At 50.7% G+C, this 18623-nt stretch carries 21 protein-coding genes and 1 tRNA gene; 20 read left to right on the plus strand and 2 right to left on the minus strand.

The features are described 5' to 3' along the window. Nucleotides 1-30: 30 nt before the first annotated feature. Entirely contained in the window at nucleotides 31-861 is an 831-nt protein-coding gene (locus tag MJZ25_05890) for a hypothetical protein (GenBank protein MCQ2123701.1), read from the minus strand. A gap of 494 nt (nucleotides 862-1355) precedes the next feature. Here MJZ25_05890 and miaB point away from each other — a divergent pair, with 494 nt between their 5' ends. From miaB to argS, 9 genes are all read left to right on the plus strand, one after another. Continuing rightward, nucleotides 1356-2675, plus strand: coding sequence for a tRNA (N6-isopentenyl adenosine(37)-C2)-methylthiotransferase MiaB (gene miaB / locus MJZ25_05895; GenBank protein MCQ2123702.1), 1320 nt, complete (start codon nucleotides 1356-1358; stop codon nucleotides 2673-2675). A gap of 32 nt (nucleotides 2676-2707) precedes the next feature. After that, nucleotides 2708-3811 carry an SPOR domain-containing protein gene (locus MJZ25_05900; GenBank protein ID MCQ2123703.1) on the plus strand — a complete coding sequence of 368 codons (1104 nt, stop codon included), beginning with the start codon at nucleotides 2708-2710 and terminating at the stop codon, nucleotides 3809-3811. A 77-nt stretch (nucleotides 3812-3888) separates the two neighbouring features. Continuing rightward, nucleotides 3889-3972: transfer RNA gene (locus MJZ25_05905), tRNA-Leu, on the plus strand. A 25-nt stretch (nucleotides 3973-3997) separates the two neighbouring features. Beyond that, the gene (locus MJZ25_05910) at nucleotides 3998-4717 is read left to right on the plus strand and encodes a hypothetical protein (protein MCQ2123704.1); all 720 of its coding nucleotides are present in this window, start codon (nucleotides 3998-4000) and stop codon (nucleotides 4715-4717) included. Nucleotides 4718-4725: 8 nt separating this feature from the next. Next, complete coding sequence (locus MJZ25_05915) at nucleotides 4726-5073, plus strand: aspartate 1-decarboxylase (GenBank protein ID MCQ2123705.1); 348 nt, start codon at nucleotides 4726-4728, stop codon at nucleotides 5071-5073. 106 nt (nucleotides 5074-5179) lie between these two features. Beyond that, on the plus strand, nucleotides 5180-5719 hold the full coding sequence (locus tag MJZ25_05920; protein MCQ2123706.1) for a hypothetical protein: 540 nt from the start codon (nucleotides 5180-5182) through the stop codon (nucleotides 5717-5719). A gap of 2 nt (nucleotides 5720-5721) precedes the next feature. After that, a complete protein-coding gene (locus tag MJZ25_05925) occupies nucleotides 5722-6117 on the plus strand; it encodes a LytR C-terminal domain-containing protein (GenBank protein ID MCQ2123707.1) in 396 nt (131 codons plus the stop codon). 1 nt (nucleotide 6118) lies between these two features. Beyond that, the gene (gene rsfS, locus MJZ25_05930; GenBank protein ID MCQ2123708.1) at nucleotides 6119-6535 is read left to right on the plus strand and encodes a ribosome silencing factor; all 417 of its coding nucleotides are present in this window, start codon (nucleotides 6119-6121) and stop codon (nucleotides 6533-6535) included. Then, nucleotides 6522-8234: an arginine--tRNA ligase gene (gene argS, locus MJZ25_05935; GenBank protein ID MCQ2123709.1), complete on the plus strand. Its 1713-nt coding sequence runs from the start codon at nucleotides 6522-6524 to the stop codon at nucleotides 8232-8234. Before rsfS ends, argS begins: the two co-directional genes overlap by 14 nt. A 124-nt stretch (nucleotides 8235-8358) precedes the next feature. On the opposite strand, the gene MJZ25_05940 is transcribed toward argS, so the two are convergent. Further along, a complete protein-coding gene (locus tag MJZ25_05940) occupies nucleotides 8359-9486 on the minus strand; it encodes a fibrobacter succinogenes major paralogous domain-containing protein (protein ID MCQ2123710.1) in 1128 nt (375 codons plus the stop codon). Between the two features lie 128 nt (nucleotides 9487-9614). Here MJZ25_05940 and purU point away from each other — a divergent pair, with 128 nt between their 5' ends. The 11 genes from purU to MJZ25_05995 all read left to right on the plus strand — a co-directional run. Next, on the plus strand, nucleotides 9615-10460 hold the full coding sequence (purU, locus tag MJZ25_05945; GenBank protein ID MCQ2123711.1) for a formyltetrahydrofolate deformylase: 846 nt from the start codon (nucleotides 9615-9617) through the stop codon (nucleotides 10458-10460). 9 nt (nucleotides 10461-10469) lie between these two features. After that, a complete protein-coding gene (locus tag MJZ25_05950; protein MCQ2123712.1) occupies nucleotides 10470-10961 on the plus strand; it encodes a hypothetical protein in 492 nt (163 codons plus the stop codon). A 20-nt stretch (nucleotides 10962-10981) separates the two neighbouring features. Beyond that, on the plus strand, nucleotides 10982-11653 hold the full coding sequence (gene pyrE, locus MJZ25_05955) for an orotate phosphoribosyltransferase (GenBank protein MCQ2123713.1): 672 nt from the start codon (nucleotides 10982-10984) through the stop codon (nucleotides 11651-11653). Between the two features lie 179 nt (nucleotides 11654-11832). Further along, the gene (locus MJZ25_05960; GenBank protein MCQ2123714.1) at nucleotides 11833-12489 is read left to right on the plus strand and encodes a hypothetical protein; all 657 of its coding nucleotides are present in this window, start codon (nucleotides 11833-11835) and stop codon (nucleotides 12487-12489) included. Further along, on the plus strand, nucleotides 12486-13763 hold the full coding sequence (locus MJZ25_05965; protein ID MCQ2123715.1) for a hypothetical protein: 1278 nt from the start codon (nucleotides 12486-12488) through the stop codon (nucleotides 13761-13763). Before MJZ25_05960 ends, MJZ25_05965 begins: the two co-directional genes overlap by 4 nt. A 47-nt stretch (nucleotides 13764-13810) precedes the next feature. Further along, complete coding sequence (locus MJZ25_05970; protein ID MCQ2123716.1) at nucleotides 13811-15202, plus strand: DEAD/DEAH box helicase; 1392 nt, start codon at nucleotides 13811-13813, stop codon at nucleotides 15200-15202. 129 nt (nucleotides 15203-15331) lie between these two features. Continuing rightward, nucleotides 15332-16093 (plus strand): type I methionyl aminopeptidase, encoded by a 762-nt coding sequence (gene map, locus MJZ25_05975; GenBank protein ID MCQ2123717.1) that lies wholly within the window; start codon nucleotides 15332-15334, stop codon nucleotides 16091-16093. Between the two features lie 23 nt (nucleotides 16094-16116). Continuing rightward, nucleotides 16117-16452 (plus strand): hypothetical protein, encoded by a 336-nt coding sequence (locus MJZ25_05980; protein ID MCQ2123718.1) that lies wholly within the window; start codon nucleotides 16117-16119, stop codon nucleotides 16450-16452. A gap of 48 nt (nucleotides 16453-16500) precedes the next feature. Further along, nucleotides 16501-17148 carry an EcsC family protein gene (locus MJZ25_05985; GenBank protein MCQ2123719.1) on the plus strand — a complete coding sequence of 216 codons (648 nt, stop codon included), beginning with the start codon at nucleotides 16501-16503 and terminating at the stop codon, nucleotides 17146-17148. A 705-nt stretch (nucleotides 17149-17853) separates the two neighbouring features. After that, nucleotides 17854-18174 (plus strand): hypothetical protein, encoded by a 321-nt coding sequence (locus MJZ25_05990; protein ID MCQ2123720.1) that lies wholly within the window; start codon nucleotides 17854-17856, stop codon nucleotides 18172-18174. A gap of 69 nt (nucleotides 18175-18243) precedes the next feature. After that, nucleotides 18244-18623, plus strand: a 380-nt coding sequence (locus MJZ25_05995) for a GTP-binding protein (GenBank protein ID MCQ2123721.1), incomplete at its 3' end; no start/stop codon positions are given.

Raw genomic sequence — 18623 nt, forward strand, 5'->3', positions numbered from 1 at the left:
TAAGAAAGTCCGAGCGGTGAGGGCCGCGATCTACAGCAAAAAGGTTTTTACAAGGATTTCCACTTCCTTGCGATCCAGCGGGATGCCGTCGCACTCCATAGTAAGAATCAGATTCTTGCCAGGAATAAAGCCGTTCTTGCTGTAGGTTCGCAACTTCATTACCGTTTTCATCGAGTAGTCCGAATCATCCATACGTCCTAAATGCTCCCACAAAAACTCCTGACGAGTCCGGAGATTCACGCAGGTGAAATCGGGATAGACCGGAATCAGCTTGCCGCCCGCGGCCTTCATTTGCTGAGGGAGCTCGTACTTGTAAGGAATGTTGTTTTTCGCGAGGATATCTGCAATAATCATCTCCGACTTGGAGCGCACCCGTTCCCCGCGGCTAGTGAGAAATTCCGGCTCCCCCTCCCGAAAAGATTTGCCCTTGTAAGGCAGCGCAAGCCAGCGAACCGCATATTGTTCATCAGAAAATTGCACCGGCAACACAAACTGACGACGATTTTTATGAAGTCGTTCAAAAACTTTGAGTGCATCACATTTGGCATACTCTTGCATGAATTTTTCAATCAGAGAAAGCTGCCTTTCCAGTTCCTTCAGCAAGGCTCCGTCATAATCCTTCTGGGCAAGTCTCTTAATGAATCTTATTTTATCCTTCGGGATATAAACACCATTGGAATCCGATGACGGAGAAACATGGTAGCAATGCCATTGTTTTCCATGCATGGCAACTCGCAAACGGCCAACAGGCGCATTCGCCAAAGATTTTCGTTTTTCAATGATTACGGCAAGTAGCGTCTCTGCTCTACTTTGCATTTCCGGCAAAAACTGATCCGGAGACAGGTTTTCAATCTGGTTCATAAAGCCTCTTAGGTTTTATGTCCATATATCAACGTAGGCACACTCGTGTCTAATCGAAAAACGTACAAATTTCAATGCTGAAAAAGTATTTTTTGGAAAAACAGCGGGCATTTTGCGGAAATAGGGAACCAAACAACTAATGAGCACAATTTTGGTACCCCAAAAATTAATTTGTACAAAACAAAATTAAACTATTTGAGTCTCACCGGGGTACTAATGTCACATCACCACCAAATTTAGTGCCCTACACCCACGCAGAAACACACCCCCAACAACAAATTTCGGTTAATTTGTCCGTAATTCAAGGTACCAAAGGGGTAATCAAAAGCTTTTTAGTACCCCATTTTGACCAAAACGTCTCTTCAATTTCAGCTTTCAAACCCAATGGAGCCCATTTATCACGAAAAGCGCCTTACCAGCCTCACCCGCAACAACCCTCATCCTAAAATTTTCTAAATTTTGATCCGAAAAAGAACTTTTATATACCCGCGCCCATGAAAAAATATTACTTGGCCACATACGGCTGCCAGATGAACGAGTATGATTCCGCCCTCATTGCCCAGCAATTGGACATGCGAGGTTGCATAGAGACCGGTGACATTGCCGAAGCCGATTTCATTATCGTCAACACCTGCTCCGTTCGCGAAAAAGCAGAAGATACCGCATTTGCCAACATCAGCAAGTACCGCAAGCTGAAAAAGGCCAACCCCGACAAGAAGGTGGTTGTCTGCGGCTGCATGGCCAAGAACCGCGGCCCGGAAATTCTCAAGCGACTGAAAGTGGTGAACTACGTCGTAGGTCCGGACCAGTACACCAAAATTCCTGAGCTTCTGCTGGACGGTCCTGAAAGCCCGCTGCACAAGACTCACCACCGTATGTTCCTGGATGAAGACATCACGGAAAATTACGTGGGCAATTACGCCAAGGTGAAGCACGACTTCAGCACTTTTGTGACTATCCAGCGCGGCTGCAACAAGCGCTGCAGCTACTGTATCGTTCCTTACCTCCGCGGCCCCGAAAAGTACCGCGACATGGACGACGTTTTGACGGAAGTCAAGAAGGCCGCGGACAAGGGCATTAGCGAAATCATGCTTTTGGGCCAGACGGTAAACGCCTACAAGAACGGCGACCACAATTTTGCAGACCTGCTTACCAAGGTTTCTGAAATCGGAGGCATCCAGCGCATTCGCTTTACAAGCCCCCATCCCCGCCATTACACCAACGAACTGATCGACGTTCTGTTGAACAACCCCAAGGTTTGCCACTACGCCCACATTCCTATCCAGAGTGGTAGCGACGCCATGCTTAAGAAGATGCGCCGCCAGCACAATATGGAACAGTACATGAGCGTCATTGAGCAGCTCCGCAGCAAGGACCCGTACTACGCCATTTCTACCGACGTGATCTGCGGTTTCGTAGGCGAAACAGACCAGGATTTTGAAGACACCATGAAGGCTTTTGAAGCCTGCCAGTTCGATACCGCCTACATGTTCATCTACAGTCCGCGTAAGGGTACCGAGTCCTACAAGGAACAGGAAACCTTGACCGCCGAAGAAAAGTTGGCTCGTCACACTCGCCTGGTTGAACTTCAGAACGAAATCACCAAGAAGCGTAACGAGATGATGCTTGGCCGTACCGAAACCCTGCTGGTGGAAGGCGGATCCTCCCGCGACAATGCGGAACTGATGGGCAAGACCGACAACTTCAAGAAGGTCATCTTCAAGCCCACCCGTATCGTAAAGCCGGGGGACTACGTGAAGGTTAAAATTGACGACATCCGCGGATGGACTCTTCGCGGAACACTTTTAGATTAAGTTTGACAGATTGAGACTTTGGGAGAAATAAAGTGAAAACTAAACTCGCAGTTCTTTTGTCTACAATGATGGCTGTTTGCGCAGGCGCTCAAACTGCAAAGACCATGGCTGACGCACAGAAGGCCTACGTTTCCGGCAACTGGAAGGAAGCAGCAGCAGCCTACGCAGCCGTTTGCCCCAAGGAACCTCAGGACAAGCAAGCCGAATGCTGGTTGTGGAACGTTCTCGCCCTTTCCCAGACAGGCGAAGCAAAGTCCTTCAAGGAAGCAGGCAAGCGTTTGGATAGTTTGATCCAGGTGGTCAATCCGCAGCAGTCCCTCTATTCCGACTTGCTCATGACCAGCGCCCAGTTCCGTCTTTACCTCGGCAAGTACGACAAGGCTGCAGAACATTTGATTCAGGCCATTGAAACGGCCCACCCCCACCAGTACGTGGTCCTGCAGAAGGTTTGCCAGGCCGTGAAGACAAAGTTCCATTCCGATGATCTTGCAGAACGTTGCGAAAGTTTGAAGAACCCGCCAGTTGAACAGCCCAAGGCAGCTGAAGCAACTACAGCACCTGCACAGCCGGCACAGCCCGCAACCGCCCCGGCTCAGGAAGCACAGCCCGTAGTTACATCTTCTTCATCTGCAGCCGCACTGGTCGCTCAAGCTGAACAGCCCAAGACTGAACCAGCAAAGGTCGAACAGAAAACTGAACCCGCTAAGGCAGCTTCCTCCAGCAGCGCCGCAGCAACATCAGCAGCCGTAGCCCCGGCATCCTCCGCCGCACCAGCACCCGCAGTGCAACCTGCACAGCCCGCCGTTGCACCCGCACAGACCGCGGCATCTTCCGCACCGGCTCAACCCGCCCAGCAGGCAGCACCGGCAACTGCAGCACAGCCGGCAGCAGCCGCAGCACAAGAATACTGGGTCCTCCAGTTGGGAGCCTTCGGTGTCAAGGATAACGCAACCTTGTTAGTTTCCACTCTCAAAAAGCGTAAAATCCAGGCTAACATCGTGGAACAATTGCGCGGTGAAAGAACCCTCTACTTAGTCCAGACCGGCCATTTCGCTACCAAGGACGAGGCCGTGGACTACGGAGCAAAGCAACTTGCCCCCCTAAAAGTGGAGTTTCAGCCCCTTTTTAAGAAATAATTTTACATAAAACGGCTTTTTTTTAACGTTTTCACCTACAAAAAAACGAAAACTGTTCTATATTTGATGCAACCCCAGCCGGGGTGGTGAAATTGGTAGACGCGCCGGACTCAAAATCCGGTAGAGGTGACTCTGTGAGGGTTCGATTCCCTCCCCCGGCATTAAAGGATTGAAGGAAGAAAAATCATGTTGAATTGGCGTAAATCCATTGCGGCTGTACTCCTTTGCGGGTCCTTCGTGTTCGCCCAATATGATGACGAAGCTTCCTCTGAGAGCTACTCCTACGGCTCTGAAGAAACCGCCGAAGAATCTGTCGGTGAAGCAACCGCTTCCGACGACGAATGGAAGGGTTTCAATTACGAAGAAATGGGTCTTACCCAGTGGGAATTCCAGCAAGCTAAGCAAGAAGGCATCTCTCGCGACAAGTTGACTCGACTCGTCGAGATGGGCGTTCGTCCTTCCGAGTACATTCAGAAACCCTGGGAAAAGATGGGCGTTTCTGAAGAAGAATGGCTTGGCAAGCGTTCCAAGGGCCTCGAAGACGCAGACATCGACCGTTCTTACCGTTATCGCCACGGAGACCAGAATTACGCTTACCTGTCCCTGTTGGTTCCGTCCCTTTACCAGTGGAAGACCGAGAATTCCTCCAAGGCTATTTGGATGGACGCTCTTTGGGTAGCAAGCGTAGGCGCAACCATTTATCTCGCAGCTTCCGGTGAAACTTACTGGTGGTACGGCTTGATCGCAGTAGCAGGCGCACACATTTGGTCCTTCGCAGATGCATTCTTCAGCACTCAGTGGGACAGCAACCCGGACGCAAATCGTTTCAGCTACGGTATCATTCCTTCTCCTGCTAGCGACAACGCAAGCATGGGCGTTACCGGCTTCTTTAACGTAAAGTTCTAAGCTCTAAAATGCAGCTGGAATTACTTAAAAGCAAAATCCATCGTGCAACAGTAACCGACGCGAACCTCAACTACGAAGGTTCCATTACCATCGCACGCGATCTGATGGACGCTGCAGGAATTCTTCCTTTCGAAAAAGTCGGCGTTCTCGACGTGAACAACGGTTCCCGCCTCGACACCTACGTTATCGAAGGTCCTGCAAAGTCCGGCGTTATCTGCCTCAACGGTGCAGCAGCCCGTTTGGTCCAGCCAGGTGATTTGGTCATCATCGTCGCCTACGCAACCATGAGCGAAGAAGAAGCCAAGAGCTGGAAGCCCACCGTCATTCACGTTAACGGCAAGAACGAAATCGTCTAAGATTTGCCAGATAATTTGGAATTAAAGGCGTTTGGCTCTGGCCGACGCCCTTTTCTATATTCCAGACATGCGCCTTTGGCCCTTTATCTTGTGTCTGGTTTTAACCGTGTCCGCATCCTTTGGAGAGCCTCCCAAGGACAGTTCTGCCGCATCGAAACAAGTGGTCCCCGCAGACGCCCCGGAAGACACTGTCTACATGGTCTATGATAGCGGAATTCCCTGGAACAGGGAACACTTCGACCCCGCTCGCCTTTACAAGCACGAAACCTTTGATCAGGCACTGAAAGCAGCCTACACTTACTCCATCAATTTTGTCGGTGGAAGCTTCGGTTCCTTCGCATCCCAGAGTTTCATGGCCCACCTAGCCTATGAATTTTCTCCAGACCTTCACCTCTACGCAGATCTTGGAATTTGGATGCCCATGTACGCCAATCTCAAGTTCGGAGCGCCCATCGCCAAGGAGGACATGCGGCAAGGCCGAGTCCAGTTCATCCTCCCGGACATAGAACTGGAATACAAGCCCACGGAAAACACCAGTTTCCGCCTCATGTTCATCAACGAAAGGGACGCAATCAAGGCTTACGGGCCTAGAAGATACTACTACGGCCACTGCGACGGCTGGAGAAATTCTATCTTTTGCCCGTGAAAATGCGACTAATCATTTGCCTTATTTTTTTCCTTGTGTTTGCCGGTTGCGAAGAAGAAAAAGCGCAGCCCCAAAAGGTGCAGGAAATCAAGCGCACCTACAAAGGTGACGTGGAGCTTTTGAATAGTTGCGGTATGCCCGGTGCAGCCGCCAAGATGAAGGTGTATCTCAGGGATAACGGTTTCGATGTAGTCAGCACAAGAAACGACATCGTTCAAAACTACGAACAGACCGTCCTCGTCCTCAGAAATCCGGAATGGGAAGGCGCGCAAGCCTTGGCCAAGGCACTCAAGACCGACAACGTCATGACTGTTATCAGCAAGAGAGCCTTGGTGGATGCATCCGTGTATATCGGAAAGGATTTAAAACAAATAGTAGAACCCGAACAGGGAGAATAAAATGACAACAAAGAAGCTAGACTTGCCGGAATCTATCCAGCTTGGTGCAAGCATTCTGTTCGAGCTCCGCGCTCAGGACATCCAGCTCATCGACCTTCGCGGCATCAAGGACGTAACCGACTACTTCCTGATCGCCACTTGCGAAAGCGAAGCCCAGATGCAGGCTATTCTGAACGAACTCCACAAGGAATTCAAGTCCAACAAGATTCCTACCGTTGGTGTTGAATACAAGGAAGGCGTTCGCTGGGCCGTATTCGATGCTGGTCTTGACCTGATGGTCCACCTCTTTGAAGAAGAAAAGCGTGCTGAAATTTCCCTTGACCGTCTCTATGCCGACGGCAAGATTGTAACACTGGAAGAAAAGGACTTCGTCAAGAAGACCGAAACCAAGAAGAGCGACGACAATGAACTCGTTTGAGCAAGAAATCGCAAGCGCATTGGAAGCTACCGGCAGCTTTACTGCCGAAGCAGCTCTCAAGCTTATCTCCGTGCCGCCTGATACCACTCACGGCAACTTTACCATTCCCTGCTTCTCCCTTGCAAAGGTCATGCGCAAGGCTCCGAAGATGATCGCAGAAGACCTGGCAGCCCAGGTAAAACTTCCCGCAGGTCTCTCCAAGGTTGAAGCTGTCAACGGCTACCTCAACTTCTTCATCGACCGTGGTTTCCTCGCCAAGTCCACCTTGGACGAAATCGCCGCCAAGGGTTTGAACTACGGCCATCAGGAATCCAACGGCAAGGTTGTCTGCATTGACTTCAGCTCCCCCAACATCGGTAAGGAACTTGCCTTCCACCACCTCCGCTCCACCATGATCGGAAACTCCCTCAGCCGCATCTACAAGGCTGCAGGTTACAAGGTGGAACGTATCAACCACTTGGGCGACTGGGGTACTGCATTCGGTAAGTTGATCGTCATGTACTTGCGAGAAAAGCTTCCCACCGACCAGGCCACCCTCGACGCTCTCACCGTCAAGGAACTGAACATCCTTTACGCAGCCTTCTCCAAGGCTTCCAAGGAAGAGCCTGGTCTTGAAGACGAAGCTCGCGCCGCCTTTACCAAGCTGGAACAGGGCGACGAATTCTACCGCACTCTGTGGACCGCATTCCGCGCAGCAACACTCAAGGAACTGATGCGCATTTACGACATGATGGGTGTTGGCTTCGACCACTACACAGGCGAATCCTTCTTCGAAGACAAGATTCCCGCCATCCTGGACGAACTCCGCGAAAAGAATTTGATGGTGAAGTCCAACGAACTGGACGTGGTGATGCTGGACGAATTCGACTTGAATCCGTGCCTCATCCGCAAGAGCGACGGTTCTACTTTGTACGCAACCCGCGACTTGGCTGCAGCAAACTACCGCATGAAGGAATACAACTTCGACAAGTGCCTTTATGTTGTTGACCTCGGCCAAGCACTCCACTTCAAGCAGGTGTTCCACGTGCTGAAGAAGATGGGTCGCGAATGGTACACCAACATGTACCACATCCCCTTCGGCGTTATCCTCCAGATGGTGGACGGCAAGTGGGAAAAGGGCAAGACCCGTACCGGTACCGCAAGCCTTTTGCGCGACGTGATTGACGCTGCCCAGAAGAAGATTCTGGAATTCATCGATGCTAAGAATCCGGAACTGGAAAACAAGGAACTGATTGCCCGCCAGATCGGTATTAGCGCACTCACCTTCAACGACTTGAAGAACAGCCGCTTGAAGGACGTCCGCTTCGACTGGGACGCAGTAATGAGCTTCGAAGGCGACACAGGTCCGTACGTTCAGAACGCACACGTGCGTCTCTGCAGCATCATGCGCAAGGCTGGCTACACTGTTAACGTTTCCGACGTTGACTACGCCCAGCTCACCGATGATCATGCCTACAGCTTGATTAACATCCTCGCAAAGAAGGGTGACAAGATTCTCACTGCAGTCAAGGACGACGAGCCCAGCGTTCTCGCCCAGTATGCATTGGAAATCGCAGAAGCCGCACACAAGTTCATCCACGAAGACCGCGTGCTCGGCAGTGCTGAAGAAAAGTCCCGTCTGTTCCTCGTACAGTCCACCCAGATTGTACTTGAAAACGTTCTGGACCTCCTCGGCCTCTTCCCGATTCGTTCCATGTAATGGACACGAGGTGCGAAGAGCCACGTGGCCTCCTCGCCCCGAGTCTCAGGAAAATCAAAAAAAAGACCCGCGATTTTTTCGCGGGCCTTTTTTTACTTGTCTTTTAAAAAGTCACTGAACTAAATTAGTCACCGTTGATGCAACGGACAGAGTAAGCGTTGGTCTTGCTAGGAACCAGCTGACGAACCATCTGATCGCTCATGCGGCCCATGGACCAGAGCCAAATGGTTTCGTTGCGACCATTCTGTGCAGACCAAAAACCAGCATATTCACCCATGTCTTCATAACGGACCGTAGACTTACCAATAACCTTACGATAGCCGGAAGAGAAAATGGAGAAACCATATTCGTCGGTACCGCCACCGCCCTGCCAACCGGTGGTAGCCTTCATCTTCTTTGCGAAAGCTTCACACTTGTCAACACCGTCGTAGCAATGGGTAAGACCGGTCAGCAAGTCGTGCCATTCGCGGTCACGGGGCAGATGCCAACCAGACGGGCAAGCCTTGCGGGCACCTTCCAAGTCATAAAGACGACCACTGCGCATGCAGTAGGAATCCTTGTCTTCGTAGCACCAGGAATGACCATCTACATTGAAGTTAACGTTCTGTGCGAACCATTCACGACCTTCTACCTTGATGGTACGGTAAACCTGACCATCGCGGGGATCCTTGAAGAAACCGGAAACTTCCCTAAGGGCAGCACGATGTTCCTGTTCTGCCTTGCGGAATTCGGCCACCTGCTTACGCTGATACTTTTCACGGCCTTCCAATTCAGCAGCCCATGCAGCCTGAGCCTGGGGGTCAGTAAACTTGATCTTAAGATCGCTCAAAGCGTAAAGATCGTCACCGCAGGCAAGGTCCACACCAGCAATGTTGATGATGTACTGAGATTCAGACTTGTTCTTGCCCTTGCCGGAAGTGAATGTACGGGGCTTGTCAAAATAGGAAATCCAGGCTTCCTTGGTGCTGTTGCAATCGCCTTCGAAATCAGTCTTTTCGATTCGATCTGCAGGAACAGTCATGTTACCAGCAACGGAGAATGCGAATAAACTATCGTTCACCTTGAAGGAAACCGGCTGAACACTCTGATAATGGGTGTACTTGCCAAGGCGAATATTGCCTTCGATTTTTGCAGAGGTGTAGTCACCTTCACCTTCTGCCTTATAGATTGCGTCCCAGGTTTTCGGTGGAATAGCAAAGGAGCTAGCAGCGGCAACACCGAGAACGGCAATAAGAGTCTTCTTGAAATTCATTTTGATCTCATCCTAAATTTAAGACAAGGTCAAAATTAGCTTTTTTCACCTATTTCTTAAAGTATTTTTTTGGTAACCTTTTCAAATTCCGTTGTAGCCATTACATAATTTTTTCTAGTTTTCTCAACATGGCTATTACACGTTACATTTTGCAGATTCATTGCCCTGACCAAAAGGGCCTTATTGCCGGTACCACTCAAGTCCTCGCCAAGGCTGGCGCAAACATTGTGGACTTGCAGCAGCATACCGCCAAGGACATCGAAACTTTCTTCCTCCGTGCAGTTTTTGAAGCAGACTCCGACAACATCGAAGAAGTGCGCAAGCACCTGGAAACTTTGGAAGGTCACCTCCAGTTGAACTGGAAGTTGTTCGACACCACCAAGGTGGAACGCGTGGCCATTTTCGTTTCCAAGACCGACCACTGCCTTTACGACCTGCTCCTAAAGCACCGCGACGGCGACCTTCCCTGCGAATTCAGCTGCATCGTGGGCAACCACACTGACCTCGCAGCCGTGGGCGGCTCCTTCGGCGTTCCGTTCTACTATGTTCCGTCCAACCCGGACAAGAGCATCCCGGAAAACCGTTTCCGCGAAATCATCGCCGAAACCAAGACCGACACCGTGGTTCTCGCCCGTTACATGCAGATTCTCTCTGCAGCTTTCACCGAAGAATTCAAGTACCGCGTCATCAACATCCACCACGGCTTCCTCCCCGCCTTCAAGGGTGCAAAGCCCTACCACCAGGCATGGAACAAGGGTGTGAAGATTATCGGCGCAACAGCACACTTCGCCACCGAAGATTTGGACCAGGGTCCGATTATCGCCCAGGATATCCAGCGCGTTCCTGAAACCGCAAGCATCAGCGAACTTGTAGAATTGGGTAAGGACATCGAAAAGCGTACCCTTTCCCAGGCCCTCAAGCTCTGGCTTGAACACCGCGTATTCGTTTACGGTGGCCGTACCTTTATTCTCTAGGAGACAACCATGTCCGACGAAATTAAAAACGAAAATCCTGAAGTAGACGCTCCCGTTACTGAACTGGACATCGCTACCGCTGTTACCCCGGAACCGGAAAAGCCCGCTGCACCGCAAGCAGCACCGCAGGATCCGTCCGTCACCCAGCCCCAGGTCATCATCCAGAAGGAACGCAGTTTCTCCCACTACGTGGGCTTCGCCATCCTTTTCGTGCTCTGCGTCTGTTTCTACTTCGCACCGGGCATCGCCCTCACCTATGCCATCAACTTGATTCCTGGCGTCACCATCGTGGGTATGACCTCCTGGATCATCTGCGCCATTTTCAGCGTGGTCATCTGGTTGATTTTCAAACTGAAGATCAAGGGTTTCAAGAAGTCCTTCTACTTCTACATCGGAGCCTGCGTCCTGGTTTTGGCTATTCTCATTGGCGCTGAAGTCATCACAGAACAGACCAACGTCTTCGCAGACCTTGTTGCCATGCTGACAGGCGGCAACATCTAATTTTTTCCGAGGTTTTCACAATGACCAAGACTGACGCATTCGTTAATTTTCTCGTTGAATCCGGCGCTTTGAAGTTCGGTGACTTCGTTACCAAGAGCGGCCGCAATACTCCGTATTTCATCAATACCGGAGAATTCCGTACTGGCGCATCTCTTTCCAAGCTGGCAGAATTCTACGCGGCAGCATTTGTTGAACATTTCGACGGCAAGGCAACCAACCTCTACGGTCCGGCTTACAAGGGCATTCCCCTGTGCGCAGCCACTGCCATGAAGTTGTCCGACGTCTATGCCAAGAACCTTACCTTTACATACAACCGTAAGGAAGTCAAGGACCACGGCGAAGGCGGTTCCCTGGTGGGTTACAAGTACGCAGAAAAGACCAACGTTGTGATCATCGAAGACGTGATTACTGCAGGTACTTCCGTGAACGAAACTCTCCAGATCCTCAAGAACATCGAAAATGCCAACGTGATTGGTCTCTTGATTTCTGTGGACCGTAAGGAAAAGCTGGACAACGGCAAGTCTGCACTCCAGACCGTTCAGGACGAATACGGCATCGAAGCTCATTCCATCGTAAACATCAACGATATTATCGCCTTCCTGGAAAAGGAAGAAAACCGCAAGGCCATCAACGCTCCGGAAGGCATCCTGGAAAAGGTTTACGCCTACCGCGAACAGTGGGGTGCCAAGTAAATCGTAATAGAAGGTTACGATTTACCAATTATTAATTATTAATTATTAATTATTAATTATGAATTATGAATTACGAATTACAAGTTTCCAACTTTTCTTCGTAATTCGTGATTTGTAGTTTATGGGGTAACGGCGGTTCTGTGTTTATGTGGAAGTTTTCAGTTTCCATTTGTTTTGCTTTGGCTTGCATTCTTTCAGGGTGCAGCCAAACTTATCAATGGAGCAAAAAGCATCCCGACTACAAACAAGCTCCCTATGGAGAATTAGCGGTTGCCGGTGTACAGGACGCCTTTGTCCTCACACGTTCTGGGTGGTTCGCCAAACGTTTGAATGTCAGTCCCGACAGCATCCAGATTTTGGGCACACAATTCTGCGCCCAGTCCATGCTGAACGAATTGAAAGGCGCCTACAGCAAGCTCAACATCCTCCCCGAAAACGCGCTCGCCGACTCTCCCGAAGAGAGTCAGAAACTGGATGACCGCATTTTCATGAAGGGAAAGCTCCCTGAACAAGGGGTATTCATCAAGGACAGCGCAGGCAATATTCCGCCGAGAATCCTGATAATACACGAAGTCATCGTCGGCACCGACCTGAACCGAGAAAGTTTCTTCGACTACGCTTTGATTCACAACGAAAGTCCAGAACGTACCGCAGCCCAAAACATCAGTGCCATTGTGTCCTACACTCTTTGGGACAATGAGAAACAACGGCCTCTTTTCAGTGCCGTTGATGAAATCCAGCACCCGGTTCTCATGATGACCTGGGCTGACATGGAAACGTTGGTACGTTTGGCCGTTTCAGAAATCCGTAAGAACTTGTACATGGGGACTAAATGAAGAAATTGAAGTCCCTAATCATGTTCCTGCTGGTATTTGTTGCAACATTCTCTGCAACTGTTTCCGCCAGTGACGTTTTTTTCAATTCCCGATGGACGCTCTGGGAAAATGCAGACATTCTTATTTGGACAAACGACAAGGAACTGGCCATCGACCCGAGAGAATTCTGTCTTTCCCTCCGCAGAAACAACATGGCCATTGGCGAGCCCAAATGCCGCACCCTAGGCGAATGGGAACGAGACTCCATAGCCGCCCGCTATGCAAGCTGGCTCAGCTACAATATGGAACCGGGGCTTTCTTCAAACTATTTGAAAGCCCGACATCCGTACATGAGCGCGAAGATCCAGGAACTTGAAGATAAAATCGTCATGTACATTGCAGACAAAGGAAATGTTCTGCAGATTGCCATTTTCGATGAGACGTCATCCGAACCGAAAGCCGCCGGCACCGTACAAAAGAAAGCCGACAAGATTGCCCTGGGCGACGACATCGCAAGCACATTCTTTGACCGCAAAACTTCCCGCCGTTTAAGCAAGGAAGAACGTCAAAAGAAAATGACAGAACCTGACGACTACTACAAGGAAGTTCCCAACGTCCGCGCCTGGGGAGGTTTCTCCGTAGGCTACGCCCAGGCCCAGGTTCCTCTGACGCCTTACAACTGGGTCCATAGGCATGTCGAAAGCCAGGTACGCAACTACCGAATCACCCGAGATTCCGTAAGCCTCTGGAATTTCATCGACGATTCCACCCCGCTATTTACATTGTACGCAGGCGCCATCTGGTACGGTTTCATCGGTGGCGAAATTTTCTACCGCTACAGCAATCACGTCGTAAAGACGGACAAACGCGACACCGTTTACAACGAATTGGATCACTGGGATTTCGGCCAGCATGAAATCGGTTTGAACGTCATGTTCTCCAAAACTTTCGCACCCATCAAGTTGATGGACATACACCTGTTCGGTTTCCTTGGCTTCCAATACAGTTTCTACGCCGAAAATATCGGAGTAAAAAAAGATGTCGAGCTTCCGTCAAAAGCCTACAGGGCTCGCGTAAAGTTTGAGGACGTCTACAAGGGAGCGCTCCTCGGAGGCGGAAGCCAATTTGTATTTGCAAAGCACTACGGTTTCAGCGTCCGCACAGGTATATCCAGCCGCGGCAAGAGCGTCTACACGGAACCATCTCCTGACGCAGGCATCGAGCCCACAATTATCGGTGCCATGACCGTAGACTGGTTTATCAATTTCGGCCTAGAATATCACTGGGATTTGTAAGAGATTCGCATAAGGGGGGCTGTTATTTTTCTACATTACCGCCCACTATGAGTGAAAATCAAGAAGTTGTAAAAGAAGAAAAAGTTAATCCGTTTTTGACACCGATTAACATTATTGAGCCCGAGAACAAGCTCCCCGACTATACTTTTGACATGTTGCCGGCCGAACAAAAGGCCATCCTTACCAAGCACGGTTGGACCGACCTGATGCCGGTTCAACGCAAGACCATGCCCTATATGCTTGCAGCTCGCGATATGCTGGTGCAGTCCAAGACAGGTTCCGGCAAGACCGGCGCATACGTTCTTCCCCTTTTGCAGGTTATCGTTCGCGACCATCTGTTCCCCCAGGCATTGATTTTGGTGCCGACCCGCGAATTGGCCATCCAGGTACAGGACGAAGTGCAGAAACTTTCCGAAGGTACAGGCATCAAGTCCGTTGCAATTTTCGGCGGCGTTTCCTATGAACCTCAGCTGAAGGCTCTCAAGGAAGGCGTCCATATTATCGTTGCTACCCCGGGTCGTTTGATGGACCACGTAAGCCGCGGTAACGTAGATTTTCTGGACATTCGCGACCTCGTCCTGGACGAAGCCGACGAAATGCTCTCCATGGGTTTCTATCCTGACATGCAGAAGATCCGCAAGTATCTTCCCAAGCAGATTGCCTGCACCATGTTCAGCGCCACCATTCCTCAGACAGTGAAGGCCCTCGCCCGCGAATTTCAGCGTCCGTCCGCAGAATTCCTTTCCCTGTCCTACGACAAGGTGATTGCAAACAACCTGGAACACCGCTGGTACTCCTGCGACGTGATGGACAAGGATTCCATGACCATCAAGGTGCTGGAATACGAAAATCCCGAAAGTTGCATGATTTTCTGCAACAAGAAGTGCGACGTGAGCTATCTTGAACAGGTTTTGTCCGGCTATGGTTTTAACGTTGGCGCCCTTTCTGGCGACGTTTCCCAGAACCTTCGTGAAAAGACTCTTAATGCATTCCGCGACAAGAAGCTCCGTATCCTGATTTGTACAGACGTTGCCGCCCGCGGTATCGATGTGGACCACGTTACCCACGTTATCGTCTACGATCATCCGGATGACCACGAAGTCTACGTCCACCGTAGTGGACGTACGGCCCGTGCAGGCCGTAGCGGCGTCTGCATTTCCCTCATCACTCCGGTGGAGGAAATCGAAATCAAGAAGACCGCCGCAGACTTCGGCATCAACTTCATCAAGCAGGAACCTCTCACCAACGAAGCAATCGCCCAGAAGGTTGCTGAACGCACCAAGAAGCAGTTGCAGGAAGTCAGCAAGCATTTCGGTGGTCAGAAGGCCAAGGAACGCATCAGCCACTTCATCCCGCTGGCCAAGGAACTGGCAAACGGCAGTCAGGATGACCAGATGCTCCTCGCCTACCTGCTGGATCGTTACGTTTGGAAGAAATAGAAGGCACGAGGTACGAGGCGCGAGCTCGGCACCCAAGGGTGCCTAGAGGAAACGTCCCAAAGACCTCAAGCCTCAAAGTGAGCACCACAGATAACCTCGAGCCTGAAGCCTCGAACCTGGAACCTAAATATGGCAAAGATTAAAGTAAAGAACGCTAAGGAAATTGAACTCATCCGCGACGCAGGCGCCCTCGCTGCAGAAACCCTGGTCCGCGCAGGTGAAATGTGCAAGCCCGGCGTAAGCACCTTGGAAATCGACGAATTCATCGGCGACTTCACTCGCAAGAACAAGGGCATTTCCGCTTGCATGGGTTATCACGGCTATCCCCGTTATGCCTGCATCAGCATCAACGAAGTTGTTTGCCACGGCATTCCCAACGCCAACACCATCCTCAAGGATGGCGACATCGTGAACATCGACATCACCACTATCCTTCAGGGCTACCACGGTGACACTTCCGCAATGTTCTGCGTAGGCAAGGTTTCCAACATTGCCCAGGAACTGGTGGATACCGCAAAGTTCGCCATGGAAGAAGGCATCCGCGCCGCTGGCGAACAGGGCGCTCGTTGGAGCGACATTGGTTGCGCCATCCAGGACGTAGCCGACGAACACGGCTTTAGCGTTGTTGAAGACTACTGCGGTCACGGCATTGGCCGCGGCTTCCACGAAGAACCTCTGGTCCTCCACTTCCGCAATTCCGAACGTTGCCCCTTCATTGAAATCGGCAACGTCTTTACCGTGGAACCCATGCTCAACGTGGGCCGCCCCGGCACCAAGACCCTCTCCGACGGTTGGACCGCAGTGACCCGCGATGGCTCTCTCAGCGCCCAGTGGGAACACACCGTTGTCCGCACCAAGAACGGCATTGAAATCTTGACCCTGCCCCGCTAAGCGAAAAACGGAGTCTCGTCAAAATGTCCCTGCTAACGAACTTTCGTGACAAGGCGGTTGAGAAATTCGTCCGGAACCACGAACTTGTAAAAAAGTTCGGTGACGTCCAGACCATTTCTATTGATTCTGAAAAAGGAATCATTGATACAACCGTCCTGCTCCACGGGGAAATCGCCCCCATCAAGTTCCGCGGCTACTATTATTTTGACGACACCGACAAAGGCACCGACATCGTCATCCGCAAAATTACCTGTGAAAGGCAGTGGATCGATACGGCTCTGGACTACTGGCTAGGCGACAAAACCTTGCGCTATTCCATACCAGGCCTTGCCGGTGGCATCGCAAAGTTCTTCTTTTAGTATATTTCAAGCATACCCTCACGGTATGCTTTTTTTATTGGAGTCTATATGGAACAGAAAGAAAATGTCACTGCAGAGAAGTTGAAAGATAAGGTCGCAAGCATTCTTTTCGACCTGCTTACCGACATTCCCGAATCCCTCTATGGACAGAACAACAACCCCGACGAAAAGGTCAAGCATCTTACGCGTCAGGCTGCGTTCAAGGCATCTACCGTCAGTGCCACCCTTTCTATTCCTGCAGGCATCACCGGCATCCTCACCTCCATCCCGGACATTGCCGCCGTATGGCGCATCCAGGCTCAGTTGGTTTCCGACATTGCCGCATCCTATGGAAAGCTGGCCCAGCTCAGCCGGGAAGCTATGGTTTGGTGTCTGTTCCGCCATAGCGCCGCCTCCCTTTTGCGCGACGTGGCCGTCCGCACCGGGAGCCGCCTGGTCATCCAGAAACTTTCAATGAGTGCCCTCCAGAAACTGGTCCAGAAGTTGGGCCTCAAGATTTCCCAGAAGTTGCTGAGCAAGGTCGTCCTCCGCGCCATTCCAGCCATCGGCGCCATCGGTAACGGAGCCTACGCTTATTACGACACCAAAGAAGTGGGAAAAACCGCAGCAGCCTACTTCAAGGCTCTTTCCGACCAAGTCCCCGATATTACCGAGGCTGAAATCGTCTCCCCCGACGAAAAGACCAACGACAAGTAAGGCAAATCATGCAGGCGGCGGCCTCGTTCCTCAAAAAGCATGCTATTGAAATTTCGCTAGTAGCAATCCTGCTGGCGTTTTTTTACATTTTCTGCATATAGCGAAGTCATTCCCGTCAATGACGGCAAGGGCGTAGATGGAGAGTTCTATTACAGCGTAGCCAAAAGTTTTCTTGACGACTTCGGAACCGTAGGTTACGGCAACTTCCGCATCCAGCGAATCTTTCCCTTCTGCCTCATCAACATTTTCCTGGTTTCCTACTACTATCTTCTGAAAAATAAGACCGTCTTGTCCATCGCCGTGGCCATGCTTGGGCTACTGAACTGGCCCACCGTCACCTACTCCCTGATGTTGCAGACTCTCTTTAGCAACTCATTCCCCAAGGATGCCAAGGTTATAAAAATCAATCCCGGCAAGACCTTCGCAACCCCATAAGCATTCCGATGATCCTAGCCAGCCTTGTGGCGGAAGCGGGACTGCTCTATATAATAATGAGGAACATTTCCTACCGTTTCCCCACCCCGATGGATTTCATCCGTAACACCAACTGGAAACTTCTGGCCGCCACGGCCATCCTCCTTATTATTGTTACCGTGGTCCTGAAAGTCTTCTCCAACGGGGCCTTCTACTTTAACGGTTCGGCATTTATCCTCCAGTCCATCCCCCGGCCACGCCCTGGTATTTTTCGTTTTCTTCTTTTTTGCCGTGGATAGCGAAGCTAGGCACATCATTCCCTACCGTCCCCTTTTGATCGTCCCCCTGGGATCCATTCTGGACCAAAGAAATATTTCCCTGGAGAAAGCCCTTTCCCTGACCAGCATCCAGCTTGCCCTGAGCCATTTCTATTATCCCATCAATTCCGCCGGTTTTGAGGAACTGTTCAATAACGGGGATTTTGCAAATCCAGTGGTCCAGCGCTACATGATGAACTACGGACCTTGGGTAAATGGCGAATTTTTCCTGTTTTGGGCAATATTATGGGCAATTTGCGCAATTTTGCTCTACGTAAAACACCCCCGCCCTTGAACGACTCATAAATTTTTCTATCTTTGGGCGCAACTCAAATAAACATCAACTCCATTTGTGGAATAAAATATGAAAAACATTACTACCCACAGAAATATTGGTATTTCTGCTCACATCGACTCCGGTAAGACCACTCTTACCGAACGTATCCTCTACTACACCAAGCGTATTCACGCTATCCACGAAGTTCGTGGTAAGGACGGTGTCGGTGCCACGATGGACTCCATGGAACTCGAACGCGAACGCGGCATCACCATTCAGTCTGCTGCTACCTTCGCAAGCTGGACCCACACCAAGTCTGGTGAAGCAGACACCATCAACATCATCGATACCCCGGGGCACGTGGACTTCACTATCGAAGTTGAACGTTCTCTCCGTGTGCTTGACGGTGCTATCCTCGTTCTTACCGGCGTGGAAGGCGTTCAGTCTCAGTCTATTACCGTTGACCG

Origin of the sequence: Fibrobacter sp. (genome assembly GCA_024399065.1) — a bacterium.
GTDB lineage: Bacteria > Fibrobacterota > Fibrobacteria > Fibrobacterales > Fibrobacteraceae > Fibrobacter.